The following is a 14,196-nucleotide window of genomic DNA, read 5'->3' as shown; positions in this document are numbered from 1 at the left end:
TAGTTCTCCCGCTTTCACCGGACGGTGGCGACAGAGGTTTGAGCCTCCCGAGACACCGGAGACACATGCGTTACGAGGCAGTGTTGTTCGATCTCGACGACACTCTCTACCCGTACGAGCCGGCCGCGACAGCCGGGCGGACGGCGGCGTTCGAGCGAGCCCGGACGCTCGGCTACGAGTTCGACCGCGAGACGTTCGAGACCGTCTACGAGACGGGCCGTCGGGAGGCGAAACGGGAGGTGCCGGCCGGCGCCGCGAGCCACGATCGGTTCGCCTACTTCAAGCGTGGGTTGGAGGAGTACACGGGCGAGCCGCGGCCGGGCGACGCCCACGCCCTCGGCGAGGCGTACTGGGACGAGTTCTGTGAGACGATGGCGCCGTTCGCCGAACTGCGGCCGACGCTGTCGGCGCTGGCGTCGGCCGGCACGGCCGTCGCCGTCACGACCAACCTCCAGACTCGGACACAGCTGCGGAAGCTGTCGGCGCTGGGGGTCGGCGACGCCGTAGACGCGCTCGTCACCTCCGAGGAGGTCGGCCGGGACAAGCCCGGCTCGGCGATGTTCACTCTCCCGTTGGCCCGAGTGGACTGTCGAGTCGGCGACGCGGTCGTCGTCGGCGACAACCCGGCAGCAGACGTCGCCGGGGCCAACGCCCTCGGGATCGACACCGTACTGTTCGACCACGCACACGCACACGGCGACGGGGACGCCGTCGACGAGACGCTGCCGGAGACCCAGCACCCGGACCACTACGTCGACTCCTTCGCCGCCGTCCGGGAGGTGGTGGCGTGAGCGACGACCCGACGAGCGGCGCCGAGAGCGTCGCGGCCGCCCGCGAGGCGGTCGTGACGTACGCCCCACGGCTGGCGGAACTGACGCCCGGCCGCAGCGGCAACCTCAGCGTCCGGGTCGGCGACCGGGTCGCCGTCACCCCGACCGGCGTCGCCTACGACGGGTTCGAGCCGGCGGACGTGCCGGTGGTCAGTCTGGACGGGGAGTGGACCGACGGCGAGATGGCGCCCTCTAGCGAGGTGCCGATGCACACCGGGATCTACCGGGAGCGAGAGGTGGGAGCAATTGTCCACGCCCACGCACCCGCCGCGACGACACTGTCGATCCTCGGCGAGCCGTTGCCGCCGATCCACTACATGCTCGTGGCCGTCGGCGGCGAGGTGCCGGTGGCGGACTACGCGCCGTTCGGGACGGCGGAGCTGGCGGCCAACGCCGTCGGCGCGATGGCGGCCGCGGACGCGGACGCGGTGATCCTGGCCAACCACGGGCTCGTCGTCTGTGGCGACGACCTCGAAGACGCCGTCGAGAACACCGTTCACGTAGAGTCGTCGGCGGGCGCGTACCTCCGTGCCCGGAGCGTCGGCGAGCCGACGACCCTGTCGGCGACGGACCTCGCGGACGCCCGCGACCGGTTCGAGACGTACGGTCAACAGCCCGAGGAGTGAGAACCCGCAGACGGGAGGGTCGTCGTGCGAACGGAGCACACGGGAGTAGTCCACACGCGATAATCGCAGGACGGCGGGCAGACGGCCTGTGTGACGTATCGAAATGGTTTTACCCGGATCGAACGAACGTGACAGTACAGAGCGCCTTCGCGCGTGATCCACAAATGAGCGACAAACCACACCAGAACCTGGCCATCATCGGCCACGTCGACCACGGGAAGTCGACGCTCGTGGGCCGGCTCCTCTTCGAGACCGGGAGCGTCCCCGAGCACGTCATCGAGCAGCACCGAGAGGAAGCCGAGGAGAAGGGCAAGGGGGGCTTCGAGTTCGCCTACGTCATGGACAACCTCGCAGAGGAGCGTGAGCGCGGGGTCACCATCGACATCGCCCACCAGGAGTTCGACACCGACGAGTACTACTTCACCATCGTCGACTGTCCGGGCCACCGTGACTTCGTGAAGAACATGATCACGGGCGCCTCCCAGGCGGACAACGCCGTCCTCGTCGTTGCGGCCGACGACGGCGTCGCGCCCCAGACACGCGAGCACGTCTTCCTCGCTCGCACGCTGGGAATCGGCGAACTCATCATCGGCGTCAACAAGATGGACCTCGTCGACTACGGCGAGACGGAGTTCGAGCAGGTCAAGTCCGAGGTCCAGGACCTGCTGAAGCAGGTCCAGTTCAGCAGCGACAACGCCTCGTTCATTCCGATCTCGGCGTTCGAGGGCGACAACGTCGCCGAGGAGTCCGACGAGCTCTCGTGGTTCGACGGACCGACGCTGCTGGAGGCGCTGAACAATCTGCCGGAGTCGGAGCCGCCGACGGACGCCCCGCTTCGGCTGCCGATCCAGGACGTCTACACCATCTCCGGTATCGGGACCGTCCCGGTCGGGCGCCTGGAGACGGGCGAGATGACCCCGGGCGACAACGTCTCGTTCCAGCCGAGTGACATCGGCGGCGAGGTGAAGACGATCGAGATGCACCACGAGGAGGTCGACTACGCGGGCCCCGGCGACAACGTCGGGTTCAACGTCCGTGGCGTCGGCAAGGACGACATCCGTCGTGGCGACGTGTGTGGGCCGGCCGACGACCCGCCGTCCGTCGCCGAGACGTTCCAGGCGCAGGTCGTCGTCATGCAGCACCCGTCGGTCATCACCGAGGGGTACACGCCGGTGTTCCACGCCCACACGTCGCAGGTGGCGTGTACCATCGAGTCGCTCGACCAGAAGATCGACCCGTCCAGCGGCGAGGTCGAGGAGAAGAACCCGGACTTCATCAAGTCCGGCGACGCGGCGGTCGTCACCGTGCGACCGCAGAAGCCCCTCTCGATCGAGGCGGCAAGCGAGATTCCGGAGCTCGGCAGCTTCGCCGTGCGTGACATGGGTCAGACCATCGCGGCCGGCCAGGTCCTGGGCGTCGAAGAGCGATAGATGCCCGGACAGCAGGCTCGCGTCCGACTGGTCGGAACCTCGCCGGAGGACCTCGACGAGATCTGTGGCGACGTGCGCGAGATCGCGGACAAGACCGGCGTCGCGCTGTCGGGACCGATCCCGTTGCCGACGAAGACGCTGGAGATCCCGGCTCGCAAGTCCCCGGACGGTGAGGGGACCGCGACCTGGGAGCACTGGGAGATGCGGGTCCACAAGCGGCTGATCGACATCGACGCGGACGAGCGGGCGCTCCGGCAGCTGATGCGGATTCAGGTGCCGAACGACGTGAACATCGAGATCGTCCTCGAGGACTGAGCGAGGCCGGAGGCCTCGCGAGGGTCGTCGAGCTTCGCTCGATAGGACTGAGCGGAGTCTTCGACTCCGCGCGGGTCGTCGGGCACCGCCCGACGACATCGGCGTTCTCACGATCGTCTCTCTTCCTGTCGACGTTCGAGTCGTCGGACACGAACCGCCAGCGCCAGGTACGTCCCCAGCGCCGTCAGCCCGACGGCCCCGACCGCAGCCAGGTGGTGAACCGAGCCCGCGTGGCTGCTGGCGCCCGCCAGCCCGGGTCCGAAGTGGGTGTGGTAGTAGTCGCCGCCGATCGGGACGAAGTAGTCGACGACGTCGTTGAACCCGAACCACCCGACGGCGACGGCGACCGCCCGCGGGTCGAACGTCGCGTACCGGTAGACGACCAACGCCTGGAGCCCCATCCCGAGGTGACTCCACAACAGGAACCACTGGTAGAGGCTCCCCGAGACGAGGACGTCGTTGACCACGAGCTGGACGTACACCACCCAGAGACCGTACTTCAGGCTACCGAGGAAGGCCAGCGCGTGGAGCCAGTCGTCGTCACGGCCCACCTTCCAAGAGGCCACGCTCCCGGCCATGAGCAGCGTGGCGACCGGGCTGTCCGGCACCACCGGCCACGCCGCCAGCGGGGCCGCAGACAGCTGGAACCGGTAGTGCCAGAAGCCGAACGCCGTGCCCAGCAGGTTCACTCCGACGACCACCCAGGCGAGCCTGAGTGTCGCCGTCTCCACTCGCTCCGGGAGCGGCGCGAGCGGTGCGGACAGGCTGTCGACTGTGTCTGTCGGTCCCATCTGTGGCCCCTCCCGGCTCCCGCCGTCGTCGGACGGTCGACACTGTGGCGTTCGTCGGGAAGTAGCTGACGTTCGGGAGCGTGTGTGTCCCCCACGCGACGGCGACAGAACGGAATCCTCAAGTGTCACTCTCCCATCCATCGGATTGCGGGCTCGTAGATCAGCGGTAGATCGTCTCCTTCGCAAGGAGAAGGCCCCGGGTTCGAATCCCGGCGAGTCCAGTTCCTTCGCTCACTTCGTTCGCTCAGTCACTGGACTCGCCGTAGTCACGCTCGCTCGCTGCGCTCGCTCGCGTGACTCCCGGCGAGTCCATCTGTGTGAGGGTATTCTGTTGAGGGAACGAGCACGACTCCCGGCGAGTCCATCTGTGTGAGGGTATTCTGTTGAGGGAACGAGCACGACTCCCGGCGAGTCCATCTGTGTGAGGGTATTCTGTTGAGGGAACGAGCACGACTCCCGGCGAGTCCATCTGTGTGAGGGTATTCTGTTGAGGGAACGAGCACGACTCCCGGCGAGTCTACTCGGGGTGCGTCTTTCGATTTTGTTGGGCCTGTCTGCTCGCCCCCTGCGGTCACTCACTCGTGTATCGAGGGCTCGTCTGAATTCGAACTTATTTATAGTACGGCCGCCGGGTACGAACAGAGTACCTCTCGCAGGGGTAGGATCGACATGTGGGACAGCAGTTTGTCGGCCAGGGGTGCCAGGCTAGCCATCGTTGCAGCGTTCGCAGTGCCGCCGGCGTTCCTCGGCTACGAGATCGGTGTCCAGCGTCTCCAAGACGTTCCGGTCGTGGTGCGGCCGCTTGCGAGCGCCGATCCGTGGCTGTACGCTCTGATTCTGGGTGTGACGGCCGGCGGACTGGCGGTGGCTTGGGGTTTCGGGCTCCGTGTCGCCCCCGTGACCGGCTGTCTGTTGCTCGCGTGCTGGCCGTGGCTGTTCGTCTCGACGAGGGTTGCGAGCCCGGGCACCCCCGCGATCCCGTTCGTCGGACTGCTCGTGCTGGGAGCTGTCGAGGCCGTCGGACGCTTCCCCAACAGAGTCACCGCCGCATTGTCGCAGACGGACGGACAGTACGCTGTCGCCGCCGGGATGGGACACCTGTTCGTCGGGTACGCCATCCAGTCGCTGTCGCGCCAGACGGGCGTCGTCTCTGCGTTCTCGGCCGGTCGCGTCCTGTTCGGGGTGCTGGTCTGTGTGTCGATGGTCGGGCTCGCCGTCACTGGGGCTCTTCCGGTGTACCTCTGGCTGTCTCGCCAGCTGATCGCTCCACTGGCCGTGCTCGCGGGGTGGCTCGCGTTCGGTGTCTCCGAGACCTGGCGGGTGGCGAGTGTGCTGCCACTGACGGAGTTCAGCCAACCGAACTGGATCAGTCTCTCGCCCGGCCCGGACTACGCGCTGAAGTGGGTGACGCTGGCCGTTCTGCTCGCGGCCGTCGCGCTCGGTGAGTTCGTGCTCCGCCGGCTGCCGACCGAGACACGCACCGCCTGACGACCGCTATCGCTCCAGTTCGTACGTGTCGTGTTCGTCGGTGAACGCGCGGACCTCGTCGCGCTGGCGGTCGAGGTGCGGCGTCGCCTCCGCGAACACGTGCTCGAACATGTCTTCCGGCTCCGGGCGGTCGACGGACTCGGCCGTCTCCACCGCGGTCTCTATCTCCGACTCTACCTCGGCTTCGGTCGTCTCGATCCAGTCGTCGTCGACGATCCCCTGATCGAGACACCACCCCCGGAAGCGTTCCACCGGGTCGGCCAGTCGCCACTCCGGGAGATCCGGCTCGCCGTCGCGGTACTGGCTCGGGTCGTCGGCTGTCGTGTGTGCCCCCTGACGGTAGGTGAGCGCCTCGACGAGCACCGGCTCGCCGTCGCGCGCGCTCGCCAGCGCCTCCGTCACGGTCTCGCGGACGGCCAACGGATCGTTGCCGTCCACCCGGACGCCGTCGAAGCCGTAGGCGTTCGCCTTCTGGGCGATCGTGTCGCTCGCGGTCTGGCGCTGTCGCGGCAGCGAGATCGCCCAGCCGTTGTTCTCGCAGAAGAACACCGTCTGGGCGTCGAACACGCCCGCGAAGTTCAACCCCTCGTGGAAGTCCCCCTCGCTCGTGGCACCGTCGCCGAGACAACACAGTGCTGCCCACGACTCGTCTTCCCGAGCGGCGTACATTCCCGCGCCGGCGGCGTGAGGAATCTGCGAGGCGATGGGCACCGCCTGCGGGAACACTCGTTCGTCGTGGTCGGAGTGGTACTCCGGGAACCCCCGCCGGAACAGGAGAACGTCGGACATCGGGACCCCGCGGGCGATCTGGAGTGCGTTCGACCGGTACGTCGGGAACGCCACGTCCGCGTCCCGCAGCGCGTGGGCGGCCCCGACCTGGGCCGCCTCCTGACCCTCGAACGGCGGGTAGCCGGACATCCACCCCCGCCGTTGGAGGGCGAGGGCACGCTCGTCGAACCGTCGCGTCCGCAGGAGATCACGCAGCGCTGCTCTGGCGTCCGTGGAGTCGAACCACGTCTCTGCCAGGTCGCGCTCGCCGATGATCCGGTTCACACACCAGCGTCGCTGCCGACCGGTATAAATTGCCGGCGTTCCTCTCTCCCCGGCCGCGGGCGGTTCCCACCTGCGGACGTCGCGTACGCCTCGCGCCACCACACCCCTGTCTGCTGTCGATTCGACGGGCTTAAGTGTCACTCGGCGGTACGTGTAGGTGCGCGTCGGTAGTGTAGTGGTATCACGTGACCTTGCCATGGTCACAACCCGGGTTCAAATCCCGGCCGACGCATCTCCGTTCTCACACGCCGAGCCGCGGCCTCGCGGTTTAACTGTGCCAGTTATCGAGAACCGGAAATATACACCCCGGCAACACCTTCATACTGTGTGAAACCCAACAGTGACACGACATGGACCGCAGAGTTGTCGTGGAGGCCGCCGTGCCCGTGTACGACGTCGGGTCTCCCGACGAGGCCGTCCGGATCGCCATCTCGAAGACGGGTGAGATGCTGAACCCGGACCTCAACTACGTCGAGATCGACATGGCGGACCGCACCTCGCCCGGGGGCGAGGAGCTCCCGCCCGCGTTCATCGCGGCCGACGAGGCGCTGGTCGCCCTGGAGCTGGAGATGACAGTGTTCAACGTCGAACGAGACGAACACGCCTCGCGGATCGCCCGCAAGGAGATCGGCCAACGGATGGAGAACATCCCACTGAAAGTCGTCCGGGTCGAGGAGGTGGCCGACGACGGAGAGCCCGAGACAGAGGAGACGGACACCGGCGGGACGGAGACGGTGGAGACGACGGAGACAGCGGAGACGACGGAGGCGGCGACGGCAGAGACGGCGACGAGCGACGACGACGAACTCCTCCCGGAGTTCGAGGAGATGGTGGAAGAGGAGTCGTCGTGAGACGGCGTCGCCACTGGCGCGTCTGCTGTGTGGAGTAGTGCGCGAGAACCCTCAGTCGGCCTTCGGGGCGACCGGCTCGGACTCCGTGTTCTTCTCCGGAGACGCTCCGGTGATCCCCTCCGCCAGTTCGAACACTGCAGCCTTGTGGTCTGTCTTCGACTTGTGAATAGAGGTCGGTTTCACGCCGAGTTCGTCGTACGACTCCAGGTCGACGTCCTCGTTCCAGTGTTCGTACTGGGTCTGTACTTCGCTGAGAAGGCCGTGCAGGTGGATGAGCTCTTGCTTCTTCATGGGCACGAACCGTTAACGACCGAGGGGTTAAAGATCTATCTTGAGTGTCGTTACCACGATTCGGGTTGGGCGGCGGCGTGAGCCCCCGAGTCGCCGGAATCCGGCTGTCGGACTGTCACGGTCGTTCAGGCCCCGACCACCCGGGGCGACTCCGCGAACGTTTTCCCGGTGGCCCGCCCACCGTGGCGTATGGACTACGAGGACATGCTCGACCGTGCGGTCGAAGAGACCCCGGAGATCGAGGAGGGGGAGTCTCGGTTCGAGGTGCCGGACGCGAATGTCCGCCAGGAGGGGAACACGACGGTCGTCGAGAACTACCAGGACATCGTCGACAGGCTGGACCGTGACGAGGAGGCGGTCCTGAAGTTCCTCCAGGACGAGCTCGGCACGGCCGCACACATCGACGAGAGCGGGCGCGCGCGCCTCACCGGCGGTTTCAAGCAACGCCGCGTCGGCAACGCGCTCGACGCCTACACCGAAGGGTTCGTCATCTGCCCGGAGTGTGGACTCCCGGACACGAATCTGGTCACCCAACGCGGCGCAGAGATGCTGCGGTGTGACGCCTGTGGCGCCCTGTCGCCGACGGAGTCGTAGGGAGTCGCAGCTACTGGAACTGTTTGATGTTCTCTAGGTCGTGTTCCGTCCGGGCGAACTCCGCCAGGCGTCGTGTCGCGTGACACCCCGGACAGGAGAACTGACTCCTGTGGTCGTCGAGCGCCGTCGGGTTCTCCTCCCAGTCTTTCCCACACTCGGGACACACCAGTCTGACGAACGTCTCGACCATGCCCCGAAGCCACTCTCGCGAGCAGTAAAAAAGCTGGCACGCGAGAGCGTCGATCGTTGGTAGAGCGCAGAGAACCACCACAAAGTTGTTTATCCGTGGGAGAAAATCACTCTGCGCATGTCCCCGAGCCGAACGAGCCGAATCAGACCGGTGCGCCCGGCCGTCGTCGGCGCCCTCGCCCTCCTCGTCCTCCTAGCCGGCTGTGGCGGCGCGGTGTCGTCCGGCGACGCCACCACGGCGACCGACACGACGACTACACCACTCCCGCCCGGAGTGAACGAGACCGGCGTCGTCCCCCAGGACCTGGCGAACGCGCACGGGAGTAGCCTCTCCGAGACGGCCTACGAGGTGAACTACACGACGCGCGTGACGTACGCCAACGGGACGGTGTACGCGGCGATCAGCCGTTCGGGCTCGGTCGCGGCCAGCGACCACTACACCGCCACCGTCGAACAACGCGGCGCGTGGACCCCGGTCGGCGTCGGCCCACGAGTGGCCTACTACGCCGACGGCGACACGACACGGCGGCTGATCGTCGGCTGGGACGGCTCGGAGTCCGTCTCCCCGCCACGCGAGGCGTCGGCGGTCGTCGTCGAGCGACTCGGGCTGGTGGACGACGACCGACTCTACCAACTGTTGGTCTCGGCGGAGTCGGTCGAGGTGTCGCCCGCGCCGGCGAACGACGGGCCGACTGTGATCCGACTCGCGGGCGCACAGCCCATCGCACCCTCGTACGTCTCCGACCCCGGCTCGGCGAACGCCACGCTCCGGGTGAACGCCGACGGCGTCGTGACGGAACTGACCGTGACCTACGGCGCGACCGTCGACGGCGAGCGCGTCCGGGTGGAGACGACCGTCCGCTACGACGCCCTCGGCGAGGCGACCGTCGAGCGGCCCGAGTGGGCCGAGACGGACGACGGCTGACGCGAGCGCGTGGGTCGTCCGCCGCGCGTCAGTCGTCGCTCGCCTCTCCGTTCGCGTCGCTCGTCTCTCCGTTCGCGTCGCTCGCCTCTCCGTTCGCGTCGCCCGCCCGCACGGACAACACCGGCACGGGCGCGTGCCGGATCAGCCGCTCCGTGGTCGACCCGAGGAGGAACCGTCCGAGCCCGCTGCGGCCGTGGGTCCCCATCACGATCAGGTCCGCGCCCGAGTCGTCGGCGTAGTCGGCGATCCCGGTCGCGGGCGTCCCCTGGACGACTGCCGTCTCGCCGCCGACGCCCGCCTGGGCGAGTCGGTCGGCGACTCGTTCGACCCCGGCCTGCGCCTGATGCTCCAGTTCGTCGACCACGAGCCGGGCGTTCGTCAGTTCCGACTGGGCCGCGACCGTGTTCACGTCGACGACGCTCACCACGTCGACGCTCGCGTCGAGCGCGCGAGCGAGGTCGATCGCCGCCGCGACGGCCACCTCCGCACAGTCGCTGCCGTCCGTCGGGAGGAGGAGTCGGTCGTACGTCGTCGGCGCTGGCGTCTCCGACCCGCGAGCGGTGAACACCGGCACCTCAGACAGCCGCGTGACGTGTTCCGTCACGGAGCCGGAGACGACCCGGTCGACGCCCGTCCGACCGTGTGTCCCCATCACGATCAGGTCGGCGTGTGCGGCGTCGGCGTACTCCAGAATCGTCTCCGCGGGATCACCTTGGCGGACGACGGTGGTCGCCTCGACCGTTGTCTCGCCGGCGTCGGCGTCGGAGCCGCCGACGAGCGCGGCGGCGTCTGCGGCGGCCGACTCCGCGGCCGTCCGCGGGTTCTCCTGGCCCCCAGATCCGCCCTCGGGGACGACGCTCAGGACTCGTACGTCCGCCCCCAGCCCGGTCGCCAGGAGTCGTGCGTGCCGGGCGGCGGCCGCCGCCGGGTCGCTGCCGTCCGTCGGGACGAGAATCGTGTCGGTCATGCTAGTCACCGAGCGGAGCTACGGGGACCCGGTACTTCACCGCGCTGGCCGCTTCCCGGCGGGTCGGAACCGGGCGCGCGGGAGAGACTACCCCGTCCGGAAGGAGAAGTCGACGGCCGGCGCAGAGTGGGTGAGCGACCCCATCGAGATCACGTCCACGCCGGTCTCGGCGTACGCCGACACGTCCGCGACGCCGATGCCGCCGCTGGCCTCCGCGAGCGTGTCCTCGGGCAGCCGTTCGACCCCCTCGCGCAGCGCCGCCGGCGACAGGTTGTCGAACAACACCACGTCCGCGCCCGCCTCGGCTGCCCGCCGACCGTCGGCGGCCGTCTCCACCTCCGCCTCCACCTTCGTGGCGAAGGAGGTGCGCTCGCAGAACCGCTCGACTGCCGTCTCCAGCCCGAGTTCCGCGACGTGGTTGTCCTTCACCATCACCATGTGCGAGAGGTCGAGCCGGTGGGTGTCGCCGCCGCCGGCGACGACGGCCCGTTTCTCGACGCCCCGCAGCCCGGGTGTGGTCTTCCGGGTGGCGGCGATCTCCACGTCGTCGGCGACCTCGCGGGCGGCGTCGACGGCTCGGCGCGTCTCCGTCGCCACTCCCGAGGCGTGCGCGACCAGGTTGACCGCCACCCGCTCGCCGCGCAACACCTCGCGGGCCGGGCCGGCGACCCGCAACACGGTGTCGCCGGGCTCGGCCGTGCCGCCGGCCGCGACGGCGTCACCGGCCCCGACCGGACCGTCGGCGGCCGTCTCCGCGACGGCGTCGACGCCCAGGTAGTCGAACACGGCGACGGCGGCGTCCAGACCGGCGACGACCCCCGACTCCTTGGCGACGAGTCGCCCCGTCGTCTCGCCGGGAACGTGGTTCGTCACGTCGTGGTGCCCCACGTCCTCGCGGAGCCACCGCTCCACGTCCGCGTCCGTGATCACGACCCGCCCACCCCGGAGTCCGGCGAAGTCTTCTGCGCTCCCTCACTCTCCGAGTCGCCGGCACTCTCCGGGTCGTCGGCACTCTCCTCGTCGACGACGTAGTGTGTGCCGGCGGAGGGAGCGTCGACGGCGTCACGGGCGATCAGGAGTGCCGTCACGGCGGCGTTGCGGAGTTCGTACAGCCCCCGAGAGGTGCGGGTGCGGGTGTAGGCGTCCACCTCCCCCTTCAGCCGGCGGAGGACGGCCGCCGCCCGGCGCATCGACGTCCGGTCGCGCTCCAAGCCGAACGTCTCCGTCATGACGCGCCGGAGCCGACGGAACTTCCCGCGGGCGAAGTTGTCCGGCATCGCCGGGTCGCTGTCCCGTGGCTCCGGGGCGTCGACGGCCTCGGGCGCGGGGTCGAAGCCGGCCGCGGTCTCGCCGGCGCGACGCCCCCAGACGAGCCCCTCCAGGAGTGAGGTGGAGGCGAGCCGGTTGGCGCCGTGGACCCCAGTCCGGGCGCACTCGCCGGCGGCGAACAGCCGGTCGAGCGACGCGCGGCCACGGGTGTCTACGTCGACGCCGCCACACAGGAAGTGTTCGGCGGGCGCGACCGGGACGCCGTCGTCCGGGTCGACGCCGCGGTCGGCACACTTCTCGGCGAGTCCGGGGAACTCCTCGCGGAACGACAACGGCGACACGTCCAGTCGCACCTCGCCGGTGGCCTCGCGGGCGTCGGCGACGCCGCGCGCGACCACGTCCCGCGGCGCCAGCTCCGCGTCCTCGTGGACCTCGGTCATGAACCGTTCCCCGTTCCCGTCGCGGAGGACGGCCCCCTCGCCGCGGACGGCCTCGCTGATCAGGAACGGGTCGTCCGTCTCGACCGCGTCTGTGTCGAGGACGGTCGGGTGGAACTGGACGTACTGTGTGTCGGACACGTCCGCGCCGGCGAGCGCGGCCATGGCGACGCCGTCGCCGGTCGCGCCGTCCGGGTTGGTGGAGTCGCGGTACAGCGCGCCGACCCCGCCGGTCGCCAACACGGTCGCGCCGGCGTACGCCGGGACGGCCGCTCGGTCGGGGTCGTCCGTCTCCAACAGTGCGCCGTGGACGCGCCCCTCGTGAGTGAGCAGGTCGTAGGCGGCCGTGTCCGCTCGGATGCGGACGTCGTCGTGGTCGTCGAGGTGCGCGAGGAACGGCCGGAGGAGGTGACGGCCGGTGGCGGCGTCGACGTGGAGGATGCGCCGCTGTGAGTGGGCCGCCTCCCGGCCGAGGTCGAGGTCGTCACCGTCGCGGTCGAACGCGACGCCCAGCGTGTCCAGCAACACGTCGTCGACGGCCGCGCGAGCCTCGGAGACGAGCACGTCGACGGCCTCGTCGTCGGACTCGCCGGCGCCGGCCGCGTGCACGTCGGCCGCGAACGACGCCGGGTCGGACTGGGTGACGGCGATGCCGCCCTGAGCCCAGTCGGTGGCGGCGTCCTCCGGCCGGGTCGCCTTCGTGGCGACGAGCACGTCTGCGCCCTCGCGGGCGGCCGCGAGCGCCGCCGCACAGCCGGCGATCCCGCTGCCGACGACGAGCACGTCCGCCTCGAACTGCTCGGGGTCGCCGCCGTCCGTCCGAGTGGCCAACGCGGGGGTGGTCGTGTCCGACATGGTCACAGCTCCAGCATCCGTTCGGTTGCGACACCCGCCAGTTCCTTCTCGCGGGGCGGGACGGAGACGACGTTCCGTTCTTCCCCCTCGACGAGCCCGTCGAGGATCCACGAGAGGTAGTTCGGGTCGATCTGGCGCATGGCGTTACAGTCCATACAGGCGTCGCCACACAACGGCAACACCTCCACCTCCGGGTTCCACCGGTCGAGGTGGTTGGCGAGGTGGATCTCGGTCCCGATGGCCCAGGTGTCGCCGGGGTCGGCCGTCTCGACGACCTCCGTGATCGTGGCCGTCGACCCGACCACGTCCGCCGCCTCCACGACTTCGCGGCGACACTCCGGGTGGACGACGACGTTGGCGTCCGGCCGTCGCTCGCGCAGCTCCGTGACGTGGCTCTCGCGGAACCGTTCGTGAACCTGACAGTAGCCGTCCCAGAGGACGATCTCCGCGTCGGCGACCTCCTCTACGTCCTTGCCCTCGGGGTCCCACGGGTCCCACTCCACAACGCTGTCCTCCATCCCGAGTTCGTAGGCGGTGTTCGTCCCGAGGTGTTTGTCCGGGAGGAACAGGACGGCGTCACCCCGTTCGAACGCCCACTCGAAGGCGTCGGCCGCGTTCGAGGAGGTACAGACGAGCCCCCCTTGCTCGGCACAGAACGCCTTCAGGTCCGCGTAGCTGTTCATGTAGGTGACGGGTGTGATCTCCCTGTCGCCCGCCGCCTCGGTGATCTCCGCCCACGCCGCGTCGACCTGTAGCGCCTCCGCCATCCCCGCCATCGGACACGACGCCTCCATCGACGGCAGCAGGACGGTCTGGTCGTCGTCCGTGATGATGTCCGCCGACTCCGCCATGAACGTCACCCCGCCGAAGACGACGTACTCCGCGTCCGACTCGGCGGCCTGCTTCGACAGCTGGTAGGAGTCGCCGACGAAGTCCGCGTGCTCGACGATCTCTCGGCGCTGGTAGTTGTGACCCAGGATCACCACGTCGTCACCCAGCGTCGACAGCGCCGACTCGATTCGTTCGGTCCGTTCGGGCTCCGACAGCTCCCGGTAGTGGGCCGGCAACTGCTCTAAGTTGTCGTACTTGAACAGACTCAGGTCCGTCTCGATGTCTGCCGTCTCCATCCGAGGCATTGTGTTCACTGACTGTTCGATCCGGAGCATTGAAGAAGATTTCTCTTCGATACCCGTTTCTCAGAGAACAGTACTCTGACGACCCGCAGTTGTAGACAGATAGTGACCTTCAGTCGGCTAGCGCGGCAGTTTTCCATCGAACAGCTCGT

16 protein-coding genes and 2 tRNA genes are annotated in these 14,196 nt (G+C 68.7%); 10 read left to right on the top strand and 8 right to left on the bottom strand.

Annotation, left to right across the window (positions count from 1 at the left end; all coding sequences use genetic code 11):
• Positions 1-65: 65 nt before the first annotated feature.
• The 4 genes from RYH79_RS03025 (at position 66) to rpsJ (ending at position 3,201) form a co-directional block, all read left to right on the top strand.
• The gene (locus RYH79_RS03025; RefSeq protein WP_370896092.1) at positions 66-791 is read left to right on the top strand and encodes a ribulose-1,5-bisphosphate 5-phosphatase; all 726 of its coding nucleotides are present in this window, start codon (positions 66-68) and stop codon (positions 789-791) included.
• Complete coding sequence (locus RYH79_RS03020) at positions 788-1,456, top strand: ribulose-1-phosphate aldolase (protein ID WP_370896090.1); 669 nt, start codon at positions 788-790, stop codon at positions 1,454-1,456. The genes RYH79_RS03025 and RYH79_RS03020 overlap by 4 nt, the downstream gene beginning before the upstream one ends.
• A 164-nt stretch (positions 1,457-1,620) precedes the next feature.
• Positions 1,621-2,886: a translation elongation factor EF-1 subunit alpha gene (gene tuf, locus RYH79_RS03015; protein WP_370896088.1), complete on the top strand. Its 1,266-nt coding sequence runs from the start codon at positions 1,621-1,623 to the stop codon at positions 2,884-2,886.
• The gene (gene rpsJ, locus RYH79_RS03010; RefSeq protein WP_370896086.1) at positions 2,887-3,201 is read left to right on the top strand and encodes a 30S ribosomal protein S10; all 315 of its coding nucleotides are present in this window, start codon (positions 2,887-2,889) and stop codon (positions 3,199-3,201) included.
• 107 nt (positions 3,202-3,308) lie between these two features.
• On the opposite strand, the gene RYH79_RS03005 is transcribed toward rpsJ, so the two are convergent.
• The gene (locus tag RYH79_RS03005; RefSeq protein WP_370896084.1) at positions 3,309-3,992 is read right to left on the bottom strand and encodes a DUF1405 domain-containing protein; all 684 of its coding nucleotides are present in this window, start codon (positions 3,990-3,992) and stop codon (positions 3,309-3,311) included.
• A 149-nt stretch (positions 3,993-4,141) separates the two neighbouring features.
• On the opposite strand from RYH79_RS03005, the gene RYH79_RS03000 reads away from it, so the two are divergent.
• Together RYH79_RS03000 and RYH79_RS02995 are read left to right on the top strand one after the other, a co-directional pair.
• A tRNA-Ala gene (locus RYH79_RS03000) sits at positions 4,142-4,213 on the top strand.
• Positions 4,214-4,661: 448 nt separating this feature from the next.
• A complete protein-coding gene (locus RYH79_RS02995; RefSeq protein ID WP_370896082.1) occupies positions 4,662-5,480 on the top strand; it encodes a hypothetical protein in 819 nt (272 codons plus the stop codon).
• A 6-nt stretch (positions 5,481-5,486) separates the two neighbouring features.
• On the opposite strand, the gene RYH79_RS02990 is transcribed toward RYH79_RS02995, so the two are convergent.
• Positions 5,487-6,533, bottom strand: coding sequence for a thiamine pyrophosphate-dependent enzyme (locus RYH79_RS02990; RefSeq protein WP_370896080.1), 1,047 nt, complete (start codon positions 6,531-6,533; stop codon positions 5,487-5,489).
• Between the two features lie 161 nt (positions 6,534-6,694).
• On the opposite strand from RYH79_RS02990, the gene RYH79_RS02985 reads away from it, so the two are divergent.
• Together RYH79_RS02985 and RYH79_RS02980 are read left to right on the top strand one after the other, a co-directional pair.
• Positions 6,695-6,765, top strand: a tRNA-Gly gene (locus RYH79_RS02985).
• A 118-nt stretch (positions 6,766-6,883) separates the two neighbouring features.
• Positions 6,884-7,384 (top strand): DUF555 domain-containing protein, encoded by a 501-nt coding sequence (locus tag RYH79_RS02980; protein WP_370896078.1) that lies wholly within the window; start codon positions 6,884-6,886, stop codon positions 7,382-7,384.
• A gap of 51 nt (positions 7,385-7,435) precedes the next feature.
• Here the strand turns inward: RYH79_RS02980 and RYH79_RS02975 are convergent, their stop codons facing one another.
• On the bottom strand, positions 7,436-7,675 hold the full coding sequence (locus RYH79_RS02975; RefSeq protein ID WP_370896076.1) for a UPF0058 family protein: 240 nt from the start codon (positions 7,673-7,675) through the stop codon (positions 7,436-7,438).
• Between the two features lie 189 nt (positions 7,676-7,864).
• Here RYH79_RS02975 and RYH79_RS02970 point away from each other — a divergent pair, with 189 nt between their 5' ends.
• The gene (locus tag RYH79_RS02970) at positions 7,865-8,269 is read left to right on the top strand and encodes a translation initiation factor IF-2 subunit beta (protein ID WP_370896074.1); all 405 of its coding nucleotides are present in this window, start codon (positions 7,865-7,867) and stop codon (positions 8,267-8,269) included.
• 10 nt (positions 8,270-8,279) lie between these two features.
• Here RYH79_RS02970 and RYH79_RS02965 read toward each other — a convergent pair whose 3' ends face one another.
• A complete protein-coding gene (locus RYH79_RS02965) occupies positions 8,280-8,459 on the bottom strand; it encodes a DUF7836 family putative zinc-binding protein (RefSeq protein WP_370896072.1) in 180 nt (59 codons plus the stop codon).
• A gap of 117 nt (positions 8,460-8,576) precedes the next feature.
• Here RYH79_RS02965 and RYH79_RS02960 point away from each other — a divergent pair, with 117 nt between their 5' ends.
• Entirely contained in the window at positions 8,577-9,383 is an 807-nt protein-coding gene (locus tag RYH79_RS02960; protein WP_370896070.1) for a DUF7537 family lipoprotein, read from the top strand.
• Between the two features lie 28 nt (positions 9,384-9,411).
• Here RYH79_RS02960 and RYH79_RS02955 read toward each other — a convergent pair whose 3' ends face one another.
• The 4 genes from RYH79_RS02955 to nadA form a co-directional block, all read right to left on the bottom strand.
• Entirely contained in the window at positions 9,412-10,350 is a 939-nt protein-coding gene (locus RYH79_RS02955) for a universal stress protein (protein WP_370900750.1), read from the bottom strand.
• Positions 10,351-10,437: 87 nt separating this feature from the next.
• On the bottom strand, positions 10,438-11,280 hold the full coding sequence (nadC, locus tag RYH79_RS02950; protein ID WP_370896068.1) for a carboxylating nicotinate-nucleotide diphosphorylase: 843 nt from the start codon (positions 11,278-11,280) through the stop codon (positions 10,438-10,440).
• A complete protein-coding gene (locus tag RYH79_RS02945; protein ID WP_370896066.1) occupies positions 11,277-12,911 on the bottom strand; it encodes an L-aspartate oxidase in 1,635 nt (544 codons plus the stop codon). Before RYH79_RS02945 ends, nadC begins: the two co-directional genes overlap by 4 nt.
• 2 nt (positions 12,912-12,913) lie before the next feature.
• The gene (nadA, locus tag RYH79_RS02940; protein ID WP_370900748.1) at positions 12,914-14,047 is read right to left on the bottom strand and encodes a quinolinate synthase NadA; all 1,134 of its coding nucleotides are present in this window, start codon (positions 14,045-14,047) and stop codon (positions 12,914-12,916) included.
• Between the last annotated feature and the right edge of the window lie 149 nt (positions 14,048-14,196).

The sequence above is a fragment of the Halobaculum sp. MBLA0143 genome, from assembly GCF_041361465.1.
Taxonomy (GTDB): Archaea; Halobacteriota; Halobacteria; order Halobacteriales; family Haloferacaceae; genus JAHENP01.
This window is presented reverse-complemented; position numbering and strand designations above follow the sequence as displayed.

Bases quoted from the DNA above. Each gene is read 5' to 3' on its own strand.
- RYH79_RS03025 (WP_370896092.1), top strand. From the start codon at position 66: ATGCGTTACGAGGCAGTGTTGTTCGATCTCGACGACACTCTCTACCCG.
- tuf (WP_370896088.1), top strand. From the start codon at position 1,621: ATGAGCGACAAACCACACCAGAACCTGGCCATCATCGGCCACGTCGAC.
- rpsJ (WP_370896086.1), top strand. From the start codon at position 2,887: ATGCCCGGACAGCAGGCTCGCGTCCGACTGGTCGGAACCTCGCCGGAG.
- RYH79_RS03005 (WP_370896084.1), bottom strand. From the start codon at position 3,992: ATGGGACCGACAGACACAGTCGACAGCCTGTCCGCACCGCTCGCGCCG.
- RYH79_RS02995 (WP_370896082.1), top strand. From the start codon at position 4,662: ATGTGGGACAGCAGTTTGTCGGCCAGGGGTGCCAGGCTAGCCATCGTT.
- RYH79_RS02980 (WP_370896078.1), top strand. From the start codon at position 6,884: ATGGACCGCAGAGTTGTCGTGGAGGCCGCCGTGCCCGTGTACGACGTC.
- RYH79_RS02975 (WP_370896076.1), bottom strand. From the start codon at position 7,675: ATGAAGAAGCAAGAGCTCATCCACCTGCACGGCCTTCTCAGCGAAGTA.
- RYH79_RS02970 (WP_370896074.1), top strand. From the start codon at position 7,865: ATGGACTACGAGGACATGCTCGACCGTGCGGTCGAAGAGACCCCGGAG.
- RYH79_RS02965 (WP_370896072.1), bottom strand. From the start codon at position 8,459: ATGGTCGAGACGTTCGTCAGACTGGTGTGTCCCGAGTGTGGGAAAGAC.
- RYH79_RS02960 (WP_370896070.1), top strand. From the start codon at position 8,577: ATGTCCCCGAGCCGAACGAGCCGAATCAGACCGGTGCGCCCGGCCGTC.
- RYH79_RS02955 (WP_370900750.1), bottom strand. From the start codon at position 10,350: ATGACCGACACGATTCTCGTCCCGACGGACGGCAGCGACCCGGCGGCG.
- RYH79_RS02945 (WP_370896066.1), bottom strand. From the start codon at position 12,911: ATGTCGGACACGACCACCCCCGCGTTGGCCACTCGGACGGACGGCGGC.
- nadA (WP_370900748.1), bottom strand. From the start codon at position 14,047: ATGCCTCGGATGGAGACGGCAGACATCGAGACGGACCTGAGTCTGTTC.